Source organism: Streptomyces sp. NPDC001732 (assembly GCF_053596315.1).
Genome location: NZ_JBSFFY010000023.1, coordinates 78677 through 100618 on the forward strand (window position 1 = coordinate 78677; position 21942 = coordinate 100618).

At 71.9% G+C, this 21942-nt stretch carries 22 protein-coding genes; 15 read left to right on the plus strand and 7 right to left on the minus strand.

Annotation, left to right across the window (positions count from 1 at the left end; all coding sequences use genetic code 11):
* Positions 1-21 precede the first annotated feature (21 nt).
* On the minus strand, positions 22-525 hold the full coding sequence (locus ACWCXX_RS22425) for a hypothetical protein (protein ID WP_451129825.1): 504 nt from the start codon (positions 523-525) through the stop codon (positions 22-24).
* A gap of 108 nt (positions 526-633) precedes the next feature.
* Positions 634-1131: a peptidylprolyl isomerase gene (locus ACWCXX_RS22430; RefSeq protein WP_451129826.1), complete on the minus strand. Its 498-nt coding sequence runs from the start codon at positions 1129-1131 to the stop codon at positions 634-636.
* A 186-nt stretch (positions 1132-1317) separates the two neighbouring features.
* Between ACWCXX_RS22430 and ACWCXX_RS22435 the strand changes: the two genes are divergently transcribed.
* Positions 1318-3189 carry a glycoside hydrolase family 15 protein gene (locus ACWCXX_RS22435; RefSeq protein WP_451129828.1) on the plus strand — a complete coding sequence of 624 codons (1872 nt, stop codon included), beginning with the start codon at positions 1318-1320 and terminating at the stop codon, positions 3187-3189.
* 192 nt (positions 3190-3381) lie between these two features.
* Here ACWCXX_RS22435 and ACWCXX_RS22440 read toward each other — a convergent pair whose 3' ends face one another.
* Positions 3382-4026, minus strand: a complete 645-nt coding sequence (locus ACWCXX_RS22440; RefSeq protein ID WP_451129830.1) for a dihydrofolate reductase family protein — start codon at positions 4024-4026, stop codon at positions 3382-3384.
* Positions 4027-4221: 195 nt separating this feature from the next.
* Here ACWCXX_RS22440 and argC point away from each other — a divergent pair, with 195 nt between their 5' ends.
* The 5 genes from argC to ACWCXX_RS22465 all read left to right on the plus strand — a co-directional run bounded on the left by argC (position 4222) and on the right by ACWCXX_RS22465 (position 9141).
* Positions 4222-5250 carry an N-acetyl-gamma-glutamyl-phosphate reductase gene (argC, locus tag ACWCXX_RS22445; RefSeq protein WP_451129832.1) on the plus strand — a complete coding sequence of 343 codons (1029 nt, stop codon included), beginning with the start codon at positions 4222-4224 and terminating at the stop codon, positions 5248-5250.
* Positions 5251-5338: 88 nt separating this feature from the next.
* Positions 5339-6493 (plus strand): bifunctional glutamate N-acetyltransferase/amino-acid acetyltransferase ArgJ, encoded by a 1155-nt coding sequence (gene argJ, locus ACWCXX_RS22450; RefSeq protein WP_451129834.1) that lies wholly within the window; start codon positions 5339-5341, stop codon positions 6491-6493.
* Positions 6490-7401, plus strand: coding sequence for an acetylglutamate kinase (gene argB, locus ACWCXX_RS22455; RefSeq protein ID WP_451129836.1), 912 nt, complete (start codon positions 6490-6492; stop codon positions 7399-7401). The genes argJ and argB overlap by 4 nt, the downstream gene beginning before the upstream one ends.
* Positions 7398-8594 carry an acetylornithine transaminase gene (locus ACWCXX_RS22460; protein WP_451129838.1) on the plus strand — a complete coding sequence of 399 codons (1197 nt, stop codon included), beginning with the start codon at positions 7398-7400 and terminating at the stop codon, positions 8592-8594. Before argB ends, ACWCXX_RS22460 begins: the two co-directional genes overlap by 4 nt.
* Before the next feature lie 10 nt (positions 8595-8604).
* The gene (locus ACWCXX_RS22465; protein ID WP_093541137.1) at positions 8605-9141 is read left to right on the plus strand and encodes an arginine repressor; all 537 of its coding nucleotides are present in this window, start codon (positions 8605-8607) and stop codon (positions 9139-9141) included.
* A 42-nt stretch (positions 9142-9183) separates the two neighbouring features.
* Here ACWCXX_RS22465 and ACWCXX_RS22470 read toward each other — a convergent pair whose 3' ends face one another.
* Together ACWCXX_RS22470 and ACWCXX_RS22475 are read right to left on the minus strand one after the other, a co-directional pair.
* Positions 9184-9885 (minus strand): L,D-transpeptidase family protein, encoded by a 702-nt coding sequence (locus ACWCXX_RS22470; protein WP_451129840.1) that lies wholly within the window; start codon positions 9883-9885, stop codon positions 9184-9186.
* Positions 9886-9941: 56 nt separating this feature from the next.
* A complete protein-coding gene (locus ACWCXX_RS22475) occupies positions 9942-10541 on the minus strand; it encodes a pyridoxamine 5'-phosphate oxidase family protein (RefSeq protein ID WP_451129842.1) in 600 nt (199 codons plus the stop codon).
* A 187-nt stretch (positions 10542-10728) separates the two neighbouring features.
* Here ACWCXX_RS22475 and ACWCXX_RS22480 point away from each other — a divergent pair, with 187 nt between their 5' ends.
* The 4 genes from ACWCXX_RS22480 (at position 10729) to ACWCXX_RS22495 (ending at position 15541) form a co-directional block, all read left to right on the plus strand.
* Positions 10729-11922 carry an argininosuccinate synthase gene (locus ACWCXX_RS22480; RefSeq protein ID WP_451129844.1) on the plus strand — a complete coding sequence of 398 codons (1194 nt, stop codon included), beginning with the start codon at positions 10729-10731 and terminating at the stop codon, positions 11920-11922.
* Positions 11923-12011: 89 nt separating this feature from the next.
* Positions 12012-13445 (plus strand): argininosuccinate lyase, encoded by a 1434-nt coding sequence (gene argH / locus ACWCXX_RS22485; RefSeq protein WP_451129846.1) that lies wholly within the window; start codon positions 12012-12014, stop codon positions 13443-13445.
* Positions 13446-13556: 111 nt separating this feature from the next.
* Positions 13557-14528, plus strand: coding sequence for an aldo/keto reductase (locus ACWCXX_RS22490; protein WP_451129848.1), 972 nt, complete (start codon positions 13557-13559; stop codon positions 14526-14528).
* Positions 14529-14668: 140 nt separating this feature from the next.
* Positions 14669-15541 (plus strand): sigma-70 family RNA polymerase sigma factor, encoded by an 873-nt coding sequence (locus tag ACWCXX_RS22495; protein ID WP_451129850.1) that lies wholly within the window; start codon positions 14669-14671, stop codon positions 15539-15541.
* An 89-nt stretch (positions 15542-15630) separates the two neighbouring features.
* Here ACWCXX_RS22495 and ACWCXX_RS22500 read toward each other — a convergent pair whose 3' ends face one another.
* A complete protein-coding gene (locus ACWCXX_RS22500) occupies positions 15631-16185 on the minus strand; it encodes a hypothetical protein (protein ID WP_451129852.1) in 555 nt (184 codons plus the stop codon).
* Between the two features lie 84 nt (positions 16186-16269).
* Here ACWCXX_RS22500 and ACWCXX_RS22505 point away from each other — a divergent pair, with 84 nt between their 5' ends.
* Both ACWCXX_RS22505 and ACWCXX_RS22510 read left to right on the plus strand, forming a co-directional pair.
* Positions 16270-16821, plus strand: a complete 552-nt coding sequence (locus ACWCXX_RS22505) for a TetR/AcrR family transcriptional regulator (RefSeq protein WP_451129854.1) — start codon at positions 16270-16272, stop codon at positions 16819-16821.
* Entirely contained in the window at positions 16818-18362 is a 1545-nt protein-coding gene (locus tag ACWCXX_RS22510) for an MFS transporter (protein ID WP_451129856.1), read from the plus strand. Before ACWCXX_RS22505 ends, ACWCXX_RS22510 begins: the two co-directional genes overlap by 4 nt.
* A 105-nt stretch (positions 18363-18467) precedes the next feature.
* Here the strand turns inward: ACWCXX_RS22510 and ACWCXX_RS22515 are convergent, their stop codons facing one another.
* Complete coding sequence (locus ACWCXX_RS22515) at positions 18468-19139, minus strand: lysophospholipid acyltransferase family protein (protein ID WP_451129858.1); 672 nt, start codon at positions 19137-19139, stop codon at positions 18468-18470.
* A 233-nt stretch (positions 19140-19372) separates the two neighbouring features.
* Here ACWCXX_RS22515 and ACWCXX_RS22520 point away from each other — a divergent pair, with 233 nt between their 5' ends.
* From ACWCXX_RS22520 to ACWCXX_RS22530, 3 genes are all read left to right on the plus strand, one after another.
* Positions 19373-20551, plus strand: coding sequence for a glycerophosphodiester phosphodiesterase (locus ACWCXX_RS22520; RefSeq protein WP_451129860.1), 1179 nt, complete (start codon positions 19373-19375; stop codon positions 20549-20551).
* 94 nt (positions 20552-20645) lie between these two features.
* Positions 20646-21212: a sigma-70 family RNA polymerase sigma factor gene (locus ACWCXX_RS22525; RefSeq protein WP_451129862.1), complete on the plus strand. Its 567-nt coding sequence runs from the start codon at positions 20646-20648 to the stop codon at positions 21210-21212.
* Positions 21213-21248: 36 nt separating this feature from the next.
* Complete coding sequence (locus ACWCXX_RS22530; protein WP_451129864.1) at positions 21249-21752, plus strand: GNAT family N-acetyltransferase; 504 nt, start codon at positions 21249-21251, stop codon at positions 21750-21752.
* Positions 21753-21942 lie beyond the last annotated feature (190 nt).

The window sequence follows — 21942 nt, forward strand, 5'->3', positions numbered from 1 at the left end:
GCAGAGAAGCCCGCCACCGGGTCACCGGTGCGACATGCAGAAGACGCATTCCTCCCACCAGGTCGGTGCGGACAGGACGCGGTGGCGTACGCACATGGCCGTGGCGGCCTCCTCCGGGGTGGGGAAGCAGTCGTGGTCCCGGTCCTCGGGGGCGATGCCGGCGGGGTCGAAGGCCTCGACCATCTCCCGGTATCGCCGCAGGCAGTCCTCGGCGAACGGCGGATCGTAGTCCAGCTCGTCCCACCGGTGCCTGCGCAGCGCGAGATCGAGCACCCGCAGCACGAAGTCCTTCGCCGCGTCCCGTTCCCGCGGGGAGCGGCCCCAGTCGATGTCCTCCAGGTCGAAGCCGACCATTCCGCGCCCCATGGCCCACTGGTCCTGACGGCAGAGCAGCGCGGCGAAGCGGTGTTCCCAGACGGTCTCGGCGAGGTCGGACACGGCCAGCACCAGTACGTCGACGAAGACCTCCGTACTCCCGTTGGTCAGGTACAGCGTGCGGCCTCCGCCGCCGAAGTCGTTCCCCATGCCGGTCACCGTACCGAGCGGACCGGAGCCCGTGCGGGGCCGGGAAACGGGGCGCGCCCCCGACGGAAACCGTCGGGGGCGCGCTCGTTCAGCGGCTCGGTGCGCGGGTCAGAGGACGCCGCTGTCCGCGATGGTGATCTTCGCCTTGGGGCGGCCGCTCTGCGAGCCGAGGGCCTCGATCTTCTTGACCAGGTCCATGCTCTCCTGGTTGTCGACCTCGCCGAACACCACGTGCTTGCCGTCCAGCCACGACGTCACGATCGTCGTGATGAAGAACTGCGAACCGTTGGAGTTCGGGCCGGCGTTGGCCATGGACAGCAGGCCCGGCTTGGAGTGCGTGAGCTTGAAGTTCTCGTCGGCGAACTTGGCGCCGTAGATGCTCTTGCCGCCCGTGCCGTCGCCACGGGTGAAGTCCCCGCCCTGCAGCATGAAGTCGGGGATGATCCGGTGGAAGGACGACCCCTTGTAGCCGAAGCCCTCCTCGCCGGTCGCCAGCTTCCGGAAGTTCTCCGCCGTCTTCGGGACGACGTCGTCGAACAGCTTGAAGGTGATCCGCCCCGCGGGCTTGTCGTCGATGGTGATGTCGAAATAAACCTTGCTCGTCATGGGGCCATCCTGACATCGACGGGCACGGCGCCGAAAACCGGGAGGCCAGGGCCGCCTGCCCGCCCCGCCCGCCGAACCGTCCGTCGGCCCCGCCCCGCCGGCCCGTCCTTCGCCGGCTCCTTTGCCCGGCCCGATCGGGGCGGAGGATCTAGCCTGGTAGAGGGGCTGCCCGCGAGGAGGTCCGACGTGACGGTGGAGCCCGAGACGGGTGCCGGGGGTTTTCCGGGCGCCGGGGACGTCCGTTACCCGCCCGTCGCCGAGCACGGCCTGATCGGCGACCTGCGCAGCGCGGCGCTGGTGGACACCCGGGGCACCATCGACTGGTACTGCTGCCCGCGCTTCGACGCGCCCAGTGTCTTCGCCTCGATCCTCGACGCCGACCGGGGCGGGTCCTTCGAACTGGCCGCCGACGTCCCCGCCCGCACCAAGCAGTTCTACTTCCCCGACACCAATGTGCTGATCACCCGCTTCTTCGCCGACGACGGCGTCGGCGAGGTCCAGGACTTCATGCCCGTCGTCGACGACTCGCGCGAGGCCGGCCGGCACCGGCTGATCCGCCGCGTGGTGTGCGTACGAGGATCGCTGCCGTTCCGCGCCCGGGTGGCGCCCCGCTTCGAGTACGGGGCCCGGCCGCACACGGTGCGGGCCGAACACGGCCAGGCGGTCTTCGAGACGCCCTCGCTCACCCTCGCCCTGACGGCCAGTGTTCCCCTGGAGGTCGCCGGCCCGGACGTGTGGTCGCTGTTCAAACTGCACGAGGGCGAGTCCGCCGTCTTCGCCCTGGACCGGATCGGCGGCGACGTGGCCCCCCGCTTCTGCCCGCTGTCCGAGGCGGAACAGCAGTTCAACGCCACTGTCGGGTACTGGAGGCGCTGGCTGTCCCGGTCGCGTTACCGTGGCCGCTGGCGGGAGATGGTCCACCGCTCCGCCCTCACCCTGAAGCTCCTCACCTACGTCCCGACCGGCGCCATCATCGCCGCGCCGACCACCAGCCTGCCCGAACGCATCGGCGGCGAACGCAACTGGGACTACCGCTACGTGTGGATCCGCGACGCCGCGTTCTGCGTGTACGCGCTGCTCAGGCTCGGCTTCACCGAGGAGGCCGAGGCGTTCATGGGCTTCCTCTCCGAGCACGTACAGCTCGAAGTGCCGACGGGAGAAGCGGCGGGGGCGAGCCGCGCCCTCGGCCCGTTGCAGATCATGTACGGCATCGACGGGCGCCGCGAGCTGCCCGAACGCGAGCTGACCCATCTGGAGGGCCACCGGGGCTCGGCCCCCGTGCGCGTCGGCAACGGCGCCGTCGGCCAGTTGCAACTGGACATCTACGGGGCGCTGATCGACGCCCTCTACCTCTACGACAAGTGGGGGCAGCCCATCTCCAGCGCGCACTGGGAGAGCATCGGCGAGCTGGTCGACTGGGTGTGCGACCACTGGGACCAGCCCGACCAGGGGATCTGGGAGAGCCGCGGTGCGGGCGAGAACCACCTCTACTCGCGGCTGATGTGCTGGGTGGCCGTCGAACGCGCCATGCGGCTCGCCCAGCACCGCGGACTGCCCGTCGACATCGTGCGGTGGGGGCGGGCCCGCGACGCGATCTACCACCGGATCATGGACCACGGCTGGTCCACCGAACGGAACGCCTTCGTCCAGTACGAGGGAGGACATGTCCTGGACGCCTCGGTGCTGATGATGCCGCTGGCGAAGTTCATCTCTCCCACCGACCCGAAGTGGCTCGCCACGCTGGACGCGCTGGGGGAGGACCTGGTCTCCGACTCGCTGGTCTACCGCTACGACCCGCAGGCCAGCCCGGACGGACTGCGCGGCGACGAGGGCACGTTCTCGATCTGCTCGTTCTGGTACGTGGAGGCGCTGACCCGCGCCGGCCGGCTCGACGAGGCCCGGCTCGCGTTCGAGAAGATGCTCACGTACGCCAACCATCTCGGCCTGTACGCGGAGGAGATCGGCCGCACCGGGGAACAGACGGGGAACTTCCCGCAGGCGTTCACCCATCTCGCGCTGATCAGCGCGGCCTTCAACCTCGACCGCGCCCTCGGCTGAGAACCGGGAGGGGCAGGGGAGACCCTCGCTCCCTGCCGCTCTCGCCCCACGGCGCACCGGGGAGCTTGCGGCAGGGCCCGGATCGTGCCGGCAGGCCCGGGACCGGCCCGGGTGTCCCGGCCCGGAGGGAACGGGTGGGGACCACTCCCCGCGCCCGTCCCCCGGTGGCACGGGCCCGCCGGGCGGGCGGCTTCAGACGTTGCTTCCGGCACCGCGGCCGGGTGCGGTCATGTCCCCCGTGGCGGGCGTGCCGGCGGCGAGCCCGTAGCGCAGGTGCACGATGCCGTTCGGGCCGGCCGCCGGGGGTTCGAGGAGCGTGACGTCGGTGGGCACCGCGCCGTCCTCGAACACCTTCTTCCCGATGCCGAGCACGATCGGGTGCACCCAGAGGTCGAGACGGTCGAAGAGCTTCTCGCGCAGCAGGGTCTGCACGAGATTCAGGCTCCCGACGACCACCACGTGCTCGTGCCGGTCACGGATCTCGCGCACCGCGCCGACCAGGTCCGGGCCCAGCTGCGTGGACCCGGCCCACGAGAGCTCCGGCCTGCCGCGAGAGGCCACGTACTTCGGGACGCCGTTGAAGAGGGCGGCGATGTCACCGTCCTCGCCGCCCTTCTGGTGGGGCCAGTGGGCGGCGAAGATGTCGTACGTCCGCCGGCCGAGCAGGAGGGCGTCCATGCCCGCGTACGCGGCACCGACCTGCGCCCCGGTGACGTCGTCCAGCAGCGGCGCCTGCCAGCCGCCGAACGGGAACCCCACCGGATCCTCCTCGGGGCCGCCGGGCGCCTGCCCGACCAGGTCGAGGGTCGCGAACAACCCGATGTGGATGAGGCCCATGACTTGCTCCCGATGAGTCGGTTGTCTCCGTCGGAAGGCAGACCGGTGGAAGCCCGCAAACTCATCGCCGCGCCCCGGAGGGCCCGCCCCCGTCGCCCGACCGGGGCACCGGCCGCGGCCCCGCGCGAGACGCGCAGGTCTTTGCATAAAACTGCGGCAATGCGTATAGTCATGCCATCGACTAGGAGGCTTTCGATGGTGGTACGTGCAGCGGTGGCAGGGGCGAGCGGATACGCCGGCGGGGAGCTGCTCCGCCTCCTGCTGGTCCACCCCGGGGTCGAGATCGGCGAGCTCACCGCCAACTCCAACGCGGGACAGCGGCTCGGTGCGCTCCAGCCGCATCTGCGACCGCTCGCCGACCGGGTGCTCCGGCCGACCACCCCCGAGGTGCTCGCCGGGCACGACGTGGTCTTCCTCGCCCTGCCGCACGGGCAGTCCGCCGCCGTCGCCGAGCAGCTCGGGGACGAGGTGCTCGTCGTGGACATGGGCGCCGACTTCCGGCTGGAGGACGCCGCGGACTGGGAGAAGTTCTACGGCTCGCCGCACGCCGGAACCTGGCCCTACGGGCTGCCCGAACTGCCGGGCCGACGCGCCGCGCTGGCCGGTTCCAAGCGGATCGCGGTGCCCGGCTGCTACCCGACCGCGGTGTCGCTCGCGCTCTTCCCGGCGTACGCGGCCCGGCTGGCCGAGCCCGAGGCCGTGATCGTCGCCGCGTCCGGCACCTCCGGGGCGGGCAAGGCGGCCAAGCCGCACCTGCTCGGCTCCGAGGTGATGGGCAACATGACCCCGTACGGCGTCGGCGGCGCCCACCGGCACACCCCCGAGATGATCCAGAACCTCAGCGCGGCGGCCGGGGAACGGATCACGGTCTCCTTCACACCGACCCTGGCGCCGATGCCCCGCGGCATCCTCGCCACCTGCAGCGCGAAGGCGAAGCCCGGGGTGAGTGCCGGATCCCTCCGCGAGGCGTACGAGAAGACGTTCGCCGACGAGCCGTTCGTCGATCTGCTCCCCGAGGGGCAGTGGCCCGCGACGGCGGCCGTCCAGGGTTCCAACGCCGTACAGATCCAGGTCGCCCACGACGAGGCCGCGGGCCGGATCATCGCCATCAGCGCCATCGACAACCTCGCCAAGGGCACCGCCGGCGGCGCCCTGCAGAGCATGAACATCGCCCTCGGACTTCCCGAGGACACCGGACTTTCCACGATCGGAGTCGCTCCGTGAGCGACGAACACACAGCCGCAGGGCTGTGGAAGACCACGAAAACCGTGCCGCTGCGCCGCGCGGCCGGAGAAGCGAACGAGGAGATGCAGTGAGCGTCACGGCAGCACAGGGGTTCTCCGCGGCGGGCATCGCCGCGGGAATCAAGGAGAGCGGTAGCCCGGACCTGGCCCTCGTCGTCAACCACGGTCCGCGTCGCGCCGCTGCGGGCGTCTTCACCTCCAACCGCGTCAAGGCCGCTCCCGTCCTCTGGTCGGAGCAGGTGCTGAAGGGCGGCGAGGTCACCGCCGTCGTCCTCAACTCCGGCGGCGCCAACGCCTGTACGGGACCGAAGGGCTTCCAGGACACCCACGCCACCGCCGAGAAGGCCGCCGAGGTCCTCACCGGCCACAACGCCGGAGAGATCGCGGTCGCCTCGACCGGGCTGATCGGCACGCTGCTCCCGATGGACAAGCTGCTGCCCGGCATCGAGCAGGCCGCCGCCGCCCTCAGCGAGCACGGCGGCGAGAAGGCCGCCATCGCGATCAAGACCACCGACACCGTCCACAAGACCGCCGTCGCGGGCGGCGAGGGCTGGACCGTCGGCGGCATGGCCAAGGGCGCGGGCATGCTCGCCCCGGGCCTCGCGACCATGCTGGTCGTCCTCACCACCGACGCCGACGTGGACGCCGCCGGACTCGACACCGCGCTGCGCGCCGCCACCCGCACCACCTTCGACCGGGTCGACTCCGACGGCTGCATGTCGACCAACGACACCGTGCTGCTGCTGGCCTCCGGGGCGAGCGGGATCACCCCGGAGCAGGACGAGTTCGCCGAAGCCGTACGGGCCGTCTGCGCGGACCTCGCCCGGCAGCTGATCGGGGACGCCGAGGGCGCCTCCAAGGACATCCGGATCGAGGTCGTCAACGCCGCCAGCGAGGACGACGCCGTCGAGGTGGGCCGCTCCATCGCCCGCAACAACCTCCTCAAGTGCGCCATCCACGGCGAGGACCCCAACTGGGGCCGGGTGCTCTCCGCGATCGGCACGACGAAGGCCGCCTTCGAGCCCGACCGGCTGAACGTCGCGATCAACGGCGTCTGGGTCTGCAAGAGCGGCAGCGTCGGCGAGGACCGCGACCTGGTCGACATGCGCTACCGGGAGGTCGCCATCACCGCCGACCTGGCCGCCGGCACCGAGTCGGCCGTCATCTGGGCCAACGACCTCACCGCGGACTACGTCCACGAGAACAGCGCGTACAGCTCATGACCACGGCGCGGAAGCACACCGCACTCCCGAAGGTGCAGACCCTCATCGAGGCGCTGCCCTGGCTGACCCGGCACAACGGCAAGACCGTCGTCATCAAGTTCGGCGGCAACGCCATGGTCGACGAGGAACTGAAGGCGGCCTTCGCCCAGGACGTCGTCTTCCTGCGGCAGGCCGGCCTCAAGCCCGTCGTCGTGCACGGCGGCGGACCGCAGATCAGCGCCCAGCTCGACAAGCAGGGCCTGGTCAGCGAGTTCAAGGCGGGGCTGCGCGTCACCACGCCCGAGGCGATGGACGTCGTACGGATGGTGCTGGCCGGACAGGTCCAGCGCGAACTGGTCGGCCTGCTCAACCAGCACGGCCCGCTCGCCGTCGGCATGACCGGCGAGGACGCCCGCACGATCACCGCCGTGCAGCACCGGCCGACCATCGACGGCCGGCTCGTCGACATCGGCCGGGTCGGCGAGGTCACCGCCATCGACACCGGGGCGATCCAGGCGCTGCTGGACGACGGCCGGATCCCGGTCGTCTCCTCCATCGCGCGCGCCGCCGACGGCAACCACGTCTACAACGTCAACGCCGACACCGCGGCCGCCGCGCTCGCCGCCGCACTGAACGCCGAGACGCTGATGGTCCTCACCGACGTCGAGGGCCTCTACGAGGACTGGCCGGGCAGCGACGACGTGATCAGCCGCCTCACCGCCACCGAGCTGGAGAAGCTGCTGCCCGAGCTGTCCAGCGGCATGGTGCCCAAGATGCAGGGCTGCCTGCACGCCGTGCGCAACGGCGTCGAGACCGCCCGTGTCATCGACGGCCGGGTCCAGCACTCGATCCTGCTGGAGATCTTCACCGACGAAGGAATCGGCACGATGGTCGTGCCCGACGCCCGACCCGCACAGGGGGAGTCATGAGCAACCAGGAGCTCGCCCGGCGCTGGAAGCACGCGCTGATGGACAACTACGGCACCCCCCCGCTGTCCCTCGTCCGCGGCGAGGGCGCCCGGGTGTGGGACGCCGACGGCACCGAGTACCTCGACTTCGTCGGCGGCATCGCGGTGAACGCGCTGGGCCACGCCCACCCCGCCGTCGTCGAGGCCGTCTCCGCCCAGATCGCCTCGCTGGGCCACGTGTCCAACCTCTTCGTCGCCGAGCCGCCCGTCGCGCTCGCCGAACGGCTGCTCCAGCTCTTCGGCCGCACCGGCCGCGTCTACTTCTCCAACTCGGGCGCCGAGGCCAACGAGGCCGCCTTCAAGATCGGCCGGCTGACCGGGCGGACCCACATGGTCGCCACCGACGGCGGCTTCCACGGCCGGACCATGGGCGCCCTCGCACTGACCGGCCAGCCCGCCAAGCGCGACCCGTTCCTCCCGCTGCCCGGCGACGTCACGCACGTCCCGTACGGCGACGCCGAAGCGCTCCGGGCCGCCGTGACCACCGACACCGCACTGGTGGTCATCGAGCCCGTCCAGGGCGAGAACGGGGTGGTCGTACCGCCCGCCGGATATCTGGAGGCCGCCCGCGAGATCACCCGGGCCACCGGCACCCTGCTCGTGCTCGACGAGGTGCAGACCGGCATCGGCCGCTGCGGCCACTGGTTCGAGCACCAGGCCCACCAGGGCGTCGAGCCCGACGTCGTCACCCTCGCCAAGGGCCTGGGCGGCGGACTGCCGATCGGCGCGACCGTCGCGTTCGGCCCGGCGGCCGAGCTGCTGCGGCCGGGACAGCACGGCACCACGTTCGGCGGCAACCCGGTCGCCTGCGCCGCCGGACTCGCCGTCCTGGACACCCTGGCGGCCGACGGCGCCCTGGACCGGGTGAAGCGGCTCGGCGAGAAGATCCGCGAGGCCGTGGAGGGTCTGGGCCACCCGCTGGTCTCCCACGTCCGCGGCTCCGGCCTGCTGCTGGGTATCGTGCTCACCGAGCCCCTTGCGCCCCAGGCGCAACAGGCGGCTCAGGGAGCCGGAATCCTGGTGAACGCGCCCGCCCCCGATGTCCTGCGGCTGATGCCGCCGCTGATCATCGGTGACGCGGAGGTGGACGCGTTCCTCCAGGCACTGCCCGGCGTTCTCGACGCGGCAAGAGGGGACGGACGATCCGGAGAATGAGGCGACGACGATGACCGAGGCGCAGGAGACCGAGCACGGCGGGCCGTCCGTGCCGCAGACCCGCACCGCGCGCCACCGCCGGATCGTGGACATCCTGAACCGGCAGCCGGTGCGCTCGCAGAGCCAGCTGGCCAAGCTCCTGGCCGACGACGGGCTGAGCGTCACCCAGGCGACGCTCTCCCGCGACCTGGACGAGCTGGGCGCGGTGAAGATCCGCAACACCGGCGGCGAGCTGATCTACGCGGTCCCCAGCGAGGGCGGATTCCGCACCCCGCAGGCCCCCCTGGGCGGCTCAGCCAAGGAGGAGCGGATGCGGCGCCTCTCCGCCGAACTGCTCATCTCGGCGGAGGCATCGGCCAACCTCGTGGTGCTGCGCACCCCGCCGGGCGCGGCCCAGTTCCTCGCCTCGGCCATCGACCAGGCCGAACTGCACGACATCCTCGGCACCATCGCGGGCGACGACACCCTGATGCTGATCAGCCGCGACCCGGCGGGCGGCCAGGCGCTGGCCGACCACCTGCTGCGGCTGGCCCAGAACGAGCGCTGAGCGGCCGGAGCGGCCCGGTCGTCCCGGCGCCGTCCCGGGCTCTCAGTAGCGCGTGATCGCGGTCGGGCCCGACCGGGTCCCGATCACGATGTGCGGACGGCGGGCCGGGTTCACCCAGTCGAGGATCCGGTCCATCGCGGACGCCGGTACGGAGACGCAACCGGCGGTCGCGCCACGCCCGTTGACGTGGAGGAAGATCCCGGCGCCGCGCCCGCGCACCGGCCGTTCGTAGTTGAACCCGATGACGAGCGCGCGGGCGTACTGCGTCGGATACGCGATCAGGTGCTCCGCCTCGCCGGCCCGGCAGTCCGCGGGCCGCGGCTCCACCCAGCGGTTGTAGGCCCGCGCCGCGTTGTCCTGGCACCACCACGACCGGTCGTTGACCCGGCGGTACGGATGGACGGTGCCGGGCGGTGCGGGCTTGATCCCGAAGGCGTACGGCAGGTCGTACAGGCCGGTCGGCGTGGTGTTCGTGCCCTGCTTGCGCGAGGCCCCCTCGGCCAGGCCCTGCGCACCGAAGCGGGCGGGCGCGGACCCGCTCCTCACCCAGACTCCCCGGCGCAGGTTCCACCAGGTGACGGTGCCCGTGGTGGAGCGCGCGTCCGGCGCCTCGGCCGTGATCAGCTGGGTGCCGCCGCCGGTGTCGGCCAGCCGCCCCGGAGGGGTCGGCGCCGGGGCGGGGCGGGCCGCGACCGAGCCCACCAGCGCGAGCAGTACCGACATGGTCACCACGGATCTGCGCATGCTCCGGACGTTAGACGCTCCGCCCGGCCGGCACCCCCGGATCTGCTCCGTACGGCTCAATCCGCTTCCCCGCGCGGCATCGCCGGCAGCGGGAGCGGCAGTCCGGGCAGCCCGTCGATGCTCGTCGCCACGTGCTCCTTCTTCTCGAAGTAGGCGCCGAGCGAGGCGTCGTCCTCGCGGGCGAAGCGCTGGGCGTGCAGTGGCCGGTCCCCGTCGTACGACATGAACGGCACCGCGTAGCCGCAGGTGTCCCGGATCAGTTCGGCACGCACCACGATGACGGCGCGCAGCCCGTGGAGGCGGGGGTCCACGTCGGGGAAGCGGGCGAGCAGCGGGCCGAACCGGGGGTCGTCCCGGAAGACCGGCTCGCCGCGGCCGTGCACCCGCACGATGTTCGGCGGCCCCTGGAAGGCGCACCACATCAGCGTGATGCGCCCGTTCTCGCGGAGGTGGGCGACGGTCTCGGCGTTGCTGCCGGCGAAGTCCAGGTAGGCCACGGTCAGCTCGTCGAGGACGGCGAACGAGCCGCTGACCCCCTTGGGGGAGAGGTTGATCGTGCCCTCGCCGTCCAGGGGCGCGGTCGCCGTGAAGAAGACGTGCTGCTCCTCGATGAAGGTCCTGAGCCGCCCGTCGATGCGTTCGTACGTTCTTCCCATACGGGCCATTGTCCTCGGCAACTCCGTTGCGGACAGGTCCGTTTCGGCTGCCGGGACGCCGGTGGGGGAATCCCGGCCGGGACCGGGTGCCCGGGGCCGCGCCGCGCCGCCCACCTGCACCTTTGACAAAACATACGGAGGACTGCATAGTTATACCCATCAGTGATTGCACCGTAAGGAGAAACCCGTGACCGAGCGCGTCGTACTCGCCTACTCGGGCGGCCTGGACACCTCCGTCGCCATCGGCTGGATCGCCGAGGAGACGGGCGCCGAGGTCATCGCCGTTGCCGTGGACGTCGGCCAGGGCGGCGAGGACCTGGACGTCATCCGCAAGCGCGCGCTCGCCTGCGGTGCCGTCGAGGCCGAGGTCGCGGACGCCAAGGACGAGTTCGCCGAGGAGTACTGCCTCCCCGCGATCAAGGCCAACGCCCTCTACATGGACCGCTACCCGCTGGTCTCGGCCCTCTCCCGGCCGACCATCGTCAAGCACCTCGTCGCCGCCGCCAACAAGCACAACGCCGGCATCGTCGCCCACGGCTGCACCGGCAAGGGCAACGACCAGGTCCGCTTCGAGGCCGGCATCTCCGCGCTCGGCCCCGACCTGAAGTGCATCGCCCCGGTCCGCGACTACGCGATGACCCGGGACAAGGCGATCGCCTTCTGCGAGGAGAAGAACCTCCCGATCGCGACCACCAAGAAGTCCCCGTACTCCATCGACCAGAACGTCTTCGGGCGCGCCGTCGAGACGGGCTTCCTGGAGGACATCTGGAACGCGCCGATCGAGGACATCTACGAGTACACCGAGAACCCCGCCACCCCGCGCGAGGCCGACGAGGTCGTCATCTCCTTCAAGGAGGGCGTGCCGGTGGCCATCGACGGCAAGCCCGTCACCGTCCTCCAGGCGATCCAGCAGCTCAACCAGCGGGCCGGCGCCCAGGGCATCGGCCGGATCGACATGGTCGAGGACCGGCTCGTCGGCATCAAGTCCCGCGAGGTGTACGAGGCGCCGGGCGCGATCGCGCTGATCACCGCCCACCAGGAGCTGGAGAACGTCACCGTCGAGCGCGAACTGGCCCGCTACAAGCGGCAGGTCGAGCAGCGCTGGGGCGAGCTGGTCTACGACGGCCTGTGGTTCTCGCCGCTCAAGCGCGCCCTGGACGGCTTCATCGACGAGGCCAACCAGCACGTCACCGGCGACATCCGGATGACCATGCACGCGGGCCGCGCCGTCGTCACCGGCCGGAAGTCCGAGCAGTCGCTCTACGACTTCAACCTCGCCACCTACGACTCGGGCGACACGTTCGACCAGTCCAAGGCGCAGGGCTTCATCGAGATCTTCGGCCTCTCGTCGAAGATCGCCGCCAAGCGTGACCTGGCCTGACCTCCAGCAGTTACGTCACCGCCTCCCCGGACCCTCCGTGCGGGGAGGCGGTCGCACATCCACCCCTTGTCCTTCCGAGGAGCAACGCAGTGAGCAACGGCAACGGCACCAGCGACGTACGCCTCTGGGGCGCCCGCTTCGCCGACGGTCCGGCCGAGGCGCTGGCCAGGCTGTCCGCCTCCGTCCACTTCGACTGGCGGCTCGCGCCGTACGACATCGCCGGCTCCCGCGCCCACGCGCGTGTCCTGAACAAGGCGGGCCTGCTCACCGAGGACGAGCTGACCCGCATGCTCGACGGCCTCGACCGGCTCGAAGCCGATGTCGCGGACGGCTCGTTCACCGGCACCATCGCCGACGAGGACGTGCACACCGCGCTCGAACGCGGACTGCTGGAGCGCCTGGGCCCGGACCTCGGCGGCAAGCTGCGGGCAGGCCGGTCCCGCAACGACCAGATCGCCACGCTCTTCCGGATGTACCTGCGCGACCACGCCAGGATCATCGGCGGCCTGATCGCCGAGCTCCAGGGCGCCCTGGTCGGCCTCGCCGAGGCGCACCCCGACGTCGCGATGCCCGGCCGCACCCACCTTCAGCACGCCCAGCCGGTGCTCTTCGCCCACCACGTCCTGGCCCACGCGCAGGCCCTGTCCCGGGACGCCGAGCGGCTGCGCCAGTGGGACGAGCGGACCGCGGTCTCCCCCTACGGCTCCGGCGCCCTGGCCGGATCGTCGCTCGGCCTGGACCCGGAGGCGGTCGCCGCCGACCTCGGCTTCGAGCGCGGCTCCGTCGGCAACTCCATCGACGGAACGGCCTCCCGCGACTTCGTCGCCGAGTTCGCCTTCGTCACCGCGATGATCGGGGTGAACCTCTCCCGGATCGCGGAGGAGGTCATCATCTGGAACACGAAGGAGTTCTCCTTCGTCACCCTGCACGACGCCTTCTCCACCGGCTCCTCGATCATGCCGCAGAAGAAGAACCCGGACATCGCGGAGCTGGCCCGGGGCAAGTCCGGCCGACTGATCGGCAACCTGACCGGCCTGATGGCCACGCTGAAGGCCCTCCCGCTCGCGTACAACCGCGACCTCCAGGAGGACAAGGAGCCGGTCTTCGACTCCTGCGACCAGCTGGAGGTCCTGCTGCCCGCCTTCACCGGAATGATGGCCACCCTCACCGTCAACCGCGAGCGGATGGAGGAGCTGGCCCCGGCCGGCTTCTCGCTCGCCACCGACGTCGCCGAATGGCTGGTCAAGCAGGGCGTGCCGTTCCGCGTCGCGCACGAGGTGGCCGGCGAGTGCGTCAAGGAGTGCGAGCAGCACGGCATCGAGCTCGACGAGCTGACCGACGAACAGTTCGCCAAGATCTCCGAGCACCTCGCCCCCGAGGTCCGCACGGTCCTCGACGTGGCCGGCGCGCTGGCCTCCCGCAACGGACGCGGCGGCACCGCCCCCTCGGCCGTGGCCGTCCAGCTCGCCGAGGTGAAGGCCGACCTCGCCGTCCAGCAGGCGTGGGCCACCGCGAAGAACTGACCCGCCGCGGGGGCGGTACCGGGGCGGGGAGCGCGTACGCTCCCCGCCTTCCGGTTCCCGGGAGCTGGGTTACGTTGACGGGGAGAGCACCCGACCGACGAGGAGCCCACGATGCCTTTCGCCAGGCTGGCCACAGCGACGACTCCGACCGCCCACATCGGGCTCGGCCTGGCGGCGGTCGGCAGGCCCGGCTACATCAACCTCCACCGCGACCGCGACCTGCCCGCGGACCGCAGCGTCGAGGCGCTGCGCGCACGCACCCACGAACTGCTCGACGCCGCCTACGCCCAGGGCGTCCGCTACTTCGACGCGGCCCGCTCCTACGGCCGGGCGGAGGAGTTCCTGGCCGACTGGCTGACGGCGCACCCGGAGGCGGACGACGTCGTCGTCGGCAGCAAATGGGGCTACACCTACACCGCCGACTGGAACGTCGAGGCCGAGGCGCACGAGGTCAAGGACCACGGCCTCGCCGCGTTCCTGCGCCAGCGGGCCGAGACCGACGCGCTGCTCGGCGACCGCCTCGACCTCTACCAGATCCACTCGGTGACCGCCGACAGCCCGGCCCTGACCGACAAGGAACTGCACGCACGGCTCGCCGCGCTCGCCGACGAAGGGGTCAGCGTCGGCCTGAGCACCAGCGGCCCCGCCCAGGCCGACGCGATCCGGGCCGCCCTCGGCGTCACCGTGGAGGGCGAACCGCTCTTCCGTACGGTGCAGGCCACCTACAACGCGCTGGAGACCTCGGCCGGGGCGGCGCTCGCCGAGGCCCACGCCGCCGGGCTCACCGTGATCGTCAAGGAGGCCGTGGCCAACGGGCGGCTCGCCGGTACGGAGGCCCCCGCCGTGGTCCGGGAGATCGCCGCCGGGGCCGGTGTCGGCAGCGACGCGGTGGCCCTGGCGTTCGTGCTGTACCAGCCCTGGGCCGGGGTGGTGCTCTCCGGTGCGGCGACCGTCGCCCAGCTCGCCGGGAACCTGCACGCGCCCGTCGTCGACCTCGACGAGGAGCTGCGCGCCCGGCTCGACGCGCTGGTGGAGGAGCCCGAGGCGTACTGGCGGCACCGCGCCGGGCTGCCGTGGAGCTGACCGGCCGGGGCGGGAGCCCTTCGCCCGTCACATCGGCGCGGTCCGTTCCGTCAGTGCGGTGACGGGCCACGATCCGTCGGCGCGACGGCGGAGAACGGTCCGTCGGCGCGGCGGCGGAACACGACGGAGGAAGAGCGACTGTGGACGCACACGAGTTTCTGGCGGAGCGCTTCGAGGCGAACCGGCCCCGGCTGAGGGCCGTGGCCCAGCGGATGCTCGGCTCGACGGGTGAGGCGGAGGACGCCGTCCAGGAGGCGTGGATCAGGCTGGGCCGATCCGACAGCCGGGCGATCGAGAACCTGGACGGCTGGCTGACCACGGTCGTCGGGCGGGTGTGCCTGGACATGCTCCGTTCCCGCCGCTCCCGCCCCGAGGCGCCCCTGGACACCGGGGCGCCCGAGGAGAGCACCCCCGGCGACCGGCCGGAGGCCGACCCCGAGCAGCAGGCGCTGATGGCCGACTCGGTCGGCCTCGCGATGCTCGTCGTGCTCGAAACGCTCGATCCCGCCGAGCGGCTCGCCTTCGTGCTGCACGACATGTTCGCCGTCCCCTTCGACGAGATCGCCGGTGTCGTGGACCGCACCCCGGCCGCCGCCCGGCAGCTCGCCAGCCGGGCGCGCCGCCGGGTGCGGGGCGCGGAGCCGGTCGCGGACCCGGGCCTCTCCCGCAGGCGGGAGGTCGTCGACGCCTTCCTGGCCGCCGCCCGCGACGGCGACTTCGACGCCCTCGTGGCCGTGCTCGACCCGGACGTGGTGGTGCGGTCCGTCACCGGTACGCCGTCCCTGGTGCGGGGCGCCGCGACGGTGGCCCGCCGGGCGATGATGTTCGCCCCGTTCGCCCGGTCGTCGCAGCGGGCCCTGGTCGGCGGCGAACCGGCCGTCCTCTCGACCCTCGAAGGCGGGAAGTTCTCGGTCCTGGTCTTCACCGTCGAGCGGGGGAGGGTCGTCGAGATGTCCGTGATCGACGACCCGGCCGGTCTTCCCGGCCTCGATCTGGTGGTCCTCGGCGCCTGAGGCGCGGCCTGCCGCCCGGTGCCGCCGATGCCCCGGCACCGGGCGGCGTCCGGGCCGAGTCCCTGCCGTCCGACGCCGGGCGGCAGGGCTCACCGCCCAGGGGCTCGGTGCCCGTCGTCGGCCCGGCCGTCCGCCCACGCGGCGAGCGCCGCGAAGTCCTCCGGCAGCAGCCCCAGCCCCGGATCGACCCACCACAGCAGCGCATCGGTGACCCCCTGCCCGAGGACCCACTCCCGGTCCTGCGCGGTGATCTCGTCGTCGACCCAGGCGAACGGCCGCCCGGCCGCGTACGCCACGACGTACTGCGTCTTCCAGTACGTACCGGCCGGGGCGTCGCCGTGTATCGCCGGCCAGTCGATGTACGGCAGCGGGGGCAGCCCGAGGCGCGGTCCGACCCACTGGTTGGCCTCGTCCTTCCACGTCGTCGCCCAGACCAGCTCGTAACGGCCGGCCAGGGCCCGCAGGGCCCTCCCGTGCTCCGGGTTGAGCAGGACCGGCAGCGGTGGCCCGCAGTCCCATCCGGCCGGCCGCATCGGATGCCTCGCGTACCCGTCCGGTGCCCCGGGGTGCACGAGCGCCATGTAGGGGTTGAGCGGGCCGTCGATGTCGATCAGCAGGAGCGGCTTCCCGGCGACATGCGTCATGGACGCCATGGTCCTCCCGTGCCGGGCCCCGGGCGAGACCCTCTCGATGAGACATTGGTGTCTCAAATGGTCTATTGTTGTCTCATGAGTCTCGACCGTGAACAGGTGCTGCGCAGCGCCGCCGCTCTGCTGACCCGCAAATCGACCGCCACCATGGACGAGGTCGCCAGAGCCGCGGGCATCGGGCGCGCCACCCTGCACCGGCACTTCGCCGGACGGGACGCCCTGGTCAGGGCGCTGGAGGAGCTGGGCATCCAGGAGTTCGAAGCGGCGCTGGACACCGCCGCCCTCGACGAGGGGAGCGCGGAGGAGGCGCTGCGCCGTCTGATCGCGGCCGTCGAACCGGCCGCCGGGCTGCTCTCCTTCCTCGTCACCGAGAACCAGCTCTTCGAGGGCGAACAGGTCAACGAGGGCTGGAACCGGCTCGACGCCCGCGTCGCCGCCTTCTTCCGGCGCGGCCAGGAGCGCGGCGAGTTCCGGATCGACCTCACGCCCGCCTGGCTGACCGAGGCCCTCTACGGGCTGATCTCCAGCGGCGCCTGGACCGTCCAGACGGGCCGGGTCGCGAGCAAGGACTTCCAGTACATGATCGCCGAGTTGCTGCTCGGTGGCGCACGCCGGAGCGTGGAGCGATGAGCCGTATCGAACAGCAGGTGAAGGCCCCGGACGAGCTGCACCGTCCCGGCCGGTGGATCGCCCTGGCCGTACTCGTCCTCGCCGTGCTGCTCGTGGCGATCGACGCCACCGTCCTCGGCCTGGCGACCCCGTTCCTCACCGAGGACCTCGAACCGACCGGCACCCAGCTGCTGTGGATCGGCGACGTCTACTCCTTCGTCATCGCCGGACTCCTCGTCTCCATGGGCAGCCTCGGCGACCGCATCGGCCGCAAGAAGCTGCTGCTGTGCGGTGCGACCGCGTTCGGCGCGGTCTCCGTGCTCAACGCCTACGCGCACACCCCCGAGATGATGATCCTGGCGCGGGCGCTGCTCGGTGTCGCGGGTGCCACCCTGATGCCGTCCACGCTCGCCCTGATCCGGAACCTCTTCCACGACCCGCGCGAGCGCAGCGTGGCCATCGGGATCTGGGGAGCGATGGCCTCGGCGGGCGCGGCCGTCGGACCCGTGGTCGGCGGGGTCCTGCTGGAGCACTTCTGGTGGGGCTCGGTCTTCCTGATCAACCTGCCCGTCATGGCGGTCCTCGTGGTCGTCGGCATCAGGATGATCCCCGAGTCGAGGAACCCGGCCCCGGGCCCCTGGGACCTGGTCAGCGTCGCGCTCTCCTTCATCGGCATGATCGGCGTCGTCTACGCCGTCAAGGAACTGGCGGCGCACGGCCCGAGCTGGGGCACCGCCGTCGCGGGCGTCGGCGGCCTGGCCGCGCTCTGCTGGTTCGTGCGCAGGCAGCTCACCCTCCCCTCGCCGCTGCTGGACATGCGGCTCTTCCACCACCGGGGCTTCTCGGGCGCGGTCCTGGCCGATCTGCTGACCATCCTCGGCCTGTCCGGACTGGTCTTCTTCCTCTCCCAGTTCCTCCAGCTGGTGCAGGGCCGCGGGCCGCTGGAGGCCGGTCTGGCCGAACTCCCGGCGGCCGTCGGCGCGGTCGTCGCGGGGCTGCTCGCCGGCAGAGCGGCCCGGCGCTTCTCGGTGCGGTCGGTGGTGGCCGGCGGCCTCGGGGCGGTCGGCCTGGCGCTCGCCGCGGTCACCCTGATCCACCAGCAGACCGCTTACCCGCTGATCGGTGCGGTGCTCCTGGTCGTCGGCGTCGGCGCGGGCTTCGCCTTCACCGTCACCTCCGACGTGATCCTCTCCAGCGTCCCGAAGGAACAGGCGGGTTCCGCCGGAGCGGTCTCGGAGACGGCGTACGAACTCGGCGCGGCCCTCGGCATCGCACTGCTCGGTTCCATCGTCACCGGCGTCTACCAGAATTTCGCATCGCCCGCGGGCATCCCGTTGCCCCGCGCCGCGGCCGCCCACGAGTCGCTGGGCGGCGCGGTCGAGGCGACCCACGGCCTTCCCGCCGAGCAGGGGCAGGCGCTGCTCGCCGCGGCCCAGGAGGCGTTCGTGGACGGGCTGCGGGTCGCCGCGGGCGTCGGCGCCGCGGTCCTGCTGGCGACGGCAGTCACCGCCTGGTTCCTGCTGCGGGGCCAGAAGCTGGAGGAGGGCATCGTCCACCAGTAGCCGCGCCCACCGGCCGGCCCGGCGCACGAGAGCGCGCGAAAGGGCCCGTACCACCGGGGTACGGGCCCTCTCACGTGTCCTGGAACCGGCGCGGCGCGCCCCGGTTCACGCAGCCTTGGCCTTCGTGGCGTACATGTCGACGTACTCCTGGCCGGACAGCCGCATCACCTCGGCCATCACGGAGTCGGTCACCGCCCGCAGCACGTAGCGGTCGCGGTCCATGCCCTCGTAGCGGGAGAACTCCATCGGCTCGCCGAACCGGACCGTCACCTTGCCGGGGCGGGGCAGACCGGCCCCTCCGGGTTGCAGCTTGTCCGTGCCGATCATCGCGAACGGCACCACCGGCGCGCCCGTCATCAGCGTCAGCCGGGCGATGCCCGTACGGCCCCGGTACAGCCGGCCGTCCGGGGAGCGGGTGCCCTCCGGGTAGATGGCGAACGCCTTGCCCTCCTCCAGCACCCGACGGCCCGTCATCAGCGCCGCGACACCGCCGCGTCCGCCGTCCCGGTCCACCGGGATCATGCCGCAGCCGGTGAAGAACCAGGCCATCGCCCGGCCCTTGAGACCCTTGCCCGTCACGTACTCGTCCTTGCCGATGTAGAAGACCGGCCGGTCGCAGCAGATCGGCATGATCATCGAGTCGATGAAGGTCAGATGGTTGCCCGCGAGGATCACCGGACCGTCTCCGGGGATGTGCTGCGCGCCCTCCACCTGGGGGCGGAACATCAGGCGCAAGATCGGTCCGAGCACTGCCTTGATGAGTGCGTGTCGGGACAACGGTTCCTCCGGGGTAGTGGCCGGGCCGGCCGAGGTGCGGGATCGTGACGGTCCATGCAGCTGAGGACGATACTCGCGGCCTCTCGCTGATCGCACATCGGGTTCGTACGGCAGACACGGACGTCGACACGAGTTTTCGCCATGTTCGTCCAGGAGCTGCCTCCACGACGGTACTGCTGCTTACGCTCGGGCGGCGCCCGACAGGGGCCAGACATCACACGCGAGGAGCATTCATGACAGAGCGCGCGCAGACCGGTCCCGCCCGCAGAACCATGCTGGGAGCGGGTGCCGCCGTACTGGGCACGGCCGCCCTCGGACTGGCCGGCGGCCCGGCCGGCGCCGCCGACGGCACCGCGGGAAGCACCTCCAGGCGGCCCGGCGGGCACGGCTTCCGCCTCGACCTGCCGGTCCCCACCGTCATCGGGCACCGCGGCGCCAGCGGCTACCGGCCGGAGCACACGCTCGGCTCCTACCAGCTGGCCCTCGACATGGGCGCGCACGTCATCGAGCAGGACCTGGTGCCGACCAAGGACGGCCACCTCGTCTGCCGTCACGAGAACGACATCACCGCCACCACCGACGTCGCCGAGCACCCCGAGTTCGCGAGCCGCAGGGCGACGAAGAAGGTCGACGGCGTCTCGCTCACCGGCTGGTTCACCGAGGACTTCACCCTCGCCGAACTGAAGACGCTGCGGGCCAAGGAGCGCATCCCCGGCACCCGCCAGAAGAACACCCTCTACGACGGCCGTTGGGAGGTCCCCACCTTCGAGGAGGTGCTGCGCTGGGCCGACCGCGAGGGCCGCAGGCGGGGCAGGCCCGTCTGGCTGTACGTCGAGACCAAGCACCCCACCTACTTCCGCGGCCTCGGCCTCGGGCTCGAAGAACCGCTGGCCAAGCTGCTGCGCCGCTACAACCGCCACCGCGCGCAGTCGCCGCTCATCCTCCAGTCCTTCGAGCCCGGCAGCATCCAGCGGCTGGCCCGGCTCGTCGCCACCCCGCGCGTCGTGCTGCTCTCGGGCGCCGGCGAGCGTCCCTGGGACTTCGTGACCTCCGGGGACCCGCGCACCGTCGCGGACCTGGTGAAGCCCGAGGGACTGAAGTGGATGGCCTCCTTCGCACAGGGCATCGGCCCCACCCTGGACCTGATCATCCCCAAGGACGCCTCGGGCCGGCTCACCGAACCGACCACCCTGGTGAAGGACGCGCACGCGCAGGGCCTGGTCCTGCACCCCTACACCATGCGCAACGAGAACACCTTCCTGCCCGCCGACTTCCGGCGCGGCACGGACCCGGCCGCCTACGGCGACGCGTTCGGCGCGCTGCGGACGTACTTCGGGACGGGCATCGACGGAATCTTCTCCGACAACCCGGACACCGCCCTGCTCGCCGCGGCGGACTTCACCGGACGCTGACGCCGCGTCATCACCCGGCCGGGCCGTGCCCCCGGTCGGGTGATGCCCGCCCGTCCGGGCAACCGGCCGTCGCCGTACGGGCGTCGGCCGGGGCATGACGCTTCTCGATCATGTTCCCGCGGCAGCCGCCCCCGGCGCCCCGGCGGTCGTCCGGGCCCTGTACCCGCTGGTGAGCGCCGAGGCCCTGGCCGAGGCGGCCGCCTCGGCGACGGGCCCGGCGGTCGAACCCGCCGATCTCGAACAGTCCGTCTGGCTGCGGCTGCTGGAACGGCTCGCGGGGGAGGGGCCACCGGTGGACACGGCCCGCTGGGTACGGGACTGCGTACGGGCCGAGGCCCGCCGGGCCCGCCGCACCGCCCGGCTCGAACGCCCCTACCGCGACGAGACCGCCGCGGACCCGGCCGGCTGCCCCGAACGGATCACCGTGGGCGCCGACGAACGCCGGGCACTGCGCGCGGCGGTGGACCGGCTACCCGCCAGGTGCGCCCGGCTGCTGTCGGCGATGCTGGCGCCGAGCGACCCCACCTACCGGGAAATCGCAGGAAAGTTGGGTATGTCACAGGGGAGTTTGGGCCCCGTCCGTTCCCGATGCCTTGGATGTCTGCGCAGAATGCTCGCGGCGGAGGTTGCAGCTCCTGAACCGCGGGGAAAGGAGCGATAGACAACCGGTGGATCAGGTGGGCGGAGGCATGCACGGATGGGCACGAGCGTGATCATCTCGGCGGCGACGGAGCAGGACGCCGAACAGATCTTGAAACTCCAGTACCTCAGCTTCCAGGGCGAGGCGGAGCTGTACGGGAACTACCGGATCGACCCGCTCACCCAGACCCTCGACTCGATGCGGACCGAGATCGCCACGAACCTGGTGTTCGTGGCACGCCTCGGCGACGAGATCGTCGGTTCGGTCCGGGGAGCCCTCGGCGGGGACGGGGCCGGGGAGATCGGCAGGCTCTGCGTCCACCCGCGGCTCCAGGGGCACGGCCTCGGCGCCCGGCTGCTCGGGGCGGTCGAGTCGGGCCTGGCCGCCGAGCGGTCGGCGACCCGTTTCCGGCTGCACACCGGGCATCGCAGCGAGGGCAATCTGCGGCTCTACCGGCGGGCGGGATACACCCCCGTGGGCAACGAGACCAGTGGGGACGGCGTCCTGATGGTCCTGCTGGAGAAGGACGCCACCGCGCCCGCGTACGTCACCAGCGCATAGGACCGGCCGGGAACGGAGCGCGCGACCGGCCGCGAGCGGAACCGGCCGGTCACACGCTTCCGGTACGGGGTACGGAACCGGCCGGTCACATGTCCCCGGCACGGGGCACGGAACCGGCCCCGGTCACATGTCCCCGGCACGGGGCACGGGGCGGCCGGTCACACGCTCCCGTACGGCACACGCAGGGCGA

Excerpts from the sequence above, each read along its gene's own strand:
- ACWCXX_RS22460 (WP_451129838.1), top strand. The coding sequence starts at position 7,398 with ATGAGCAACCAGGAGCTCGCCCGGCGCTGGAAGCACGCGCTGATGGAC.
- ACWCXX_RS22510 (WP_451129856.1), top strand. The coding sequence starts at position 16,818 with ATGAGCCGTATCGAACAGCAGGTGAAGGCCCCGGACGAGCTGCACCGT.
- ACWCXX_RS22430 (WP_451129826.1), bottom strand. The coding sequence starts at position 1,131 with ATGACGAGCAAGGTTTATTTCGACATCACCATCGACGACAAGCCCGCG.
- ACWCXX_RS22525 (WP_451129862.1), top strand. The coding sequence starts at position 20,646 with ATGACGCTTCTCGATCATGTTCCCGCGGCAGCCGCCCCCGGCGCCCCG.
- ACWCXX_RS22505 (WP_451129854.1), top strand. The coding sequence starts at position 16,270 with ATGAGTCTCGACCGTGAACAGGTGCTGCGCAGCGCCGCCGCTCTGCTG.
- ACWCXX_RS22465 (WP_093541137.1), top strand. The coding sequence starts at position 8,605 with ATGACCGAGGCGCAGGAGACCGAGCACGGCGGGCCGTCCGTGCCGCAG.
- argC (WP_451129832.1), top strand. The coding sequence starts at position 4,222 with ATGGTGGTACGTGCAGCGGTGGCAGGGGCGAGCGGATACGCCGGCGGG.
- ACWCXX_RS22425 (WP_451129825.1), bottom strand. The coding sequence starts at position 525 with ATGGGGAACGACTTCGGCGGCGGAGGCCGCACGCTGTACCTGACCAAC.
- argB (WP_451129836.1), top strand. The coding sequence starts at position 6,490 with ATGACCACGGCGCGGAAGCACACCGCACTCCCGAAGGTGCAGACCCTC.
- ACWCXX_RS22500 (WP_451129852.1), bottom strand. The coding sequence starts at position 16,185 with ATGACGCATGTCGCCGGGAAGCCGCTCCTGCTGATCGACATCGACGGC.
- ACWCXX_RS22490 (WP_451129848.1), top strand. The coding sequence starts at position 13,557 with ATGCCTTTCGCCAGGCTGGCCACAGCGACGACTCCGACCGCCCACATC.
- ACWCXX_RS22520 (WP_451129860.1), top strand. The coding sequence starts at position 19,373 with ATGACAGAGCGCGCGCAGACCGGTCCCGCCCGCAGAACCATGCTGGGA.
- ACWCXX_RS22440 (WP_451129830.1), bottom strand. The coding sequence starts at position 4,026 with ATGGGCCTCATCCACATCGGGTTGTTCGCGACCCTCGACCTGGTCGGG.
- ACWCXX_RS22475 (WP_451129842.1), bottom strand. The coding sequence starts at position 10,541 with ATGGGAAGAACGTACGAACGCATCGACGGGCGGCTCAGGACCTTCATC.
- ACWCXX_RS22470 (WP_451129840.1), bottom strand. The coding sequence starts at position 9,885 with ATGCGCAGATCCGTGGTGACCATGTCGGTACTGCTCGCGCTGGTGGGC.
- ACWCXX_RS22530 (WP_451129864.1), top strand. The coding sequence starts at position 21,249 with ATGGGCACGAGCGTGATCATCTCGGCGGCGACGGAGCAGGACGCCGAA.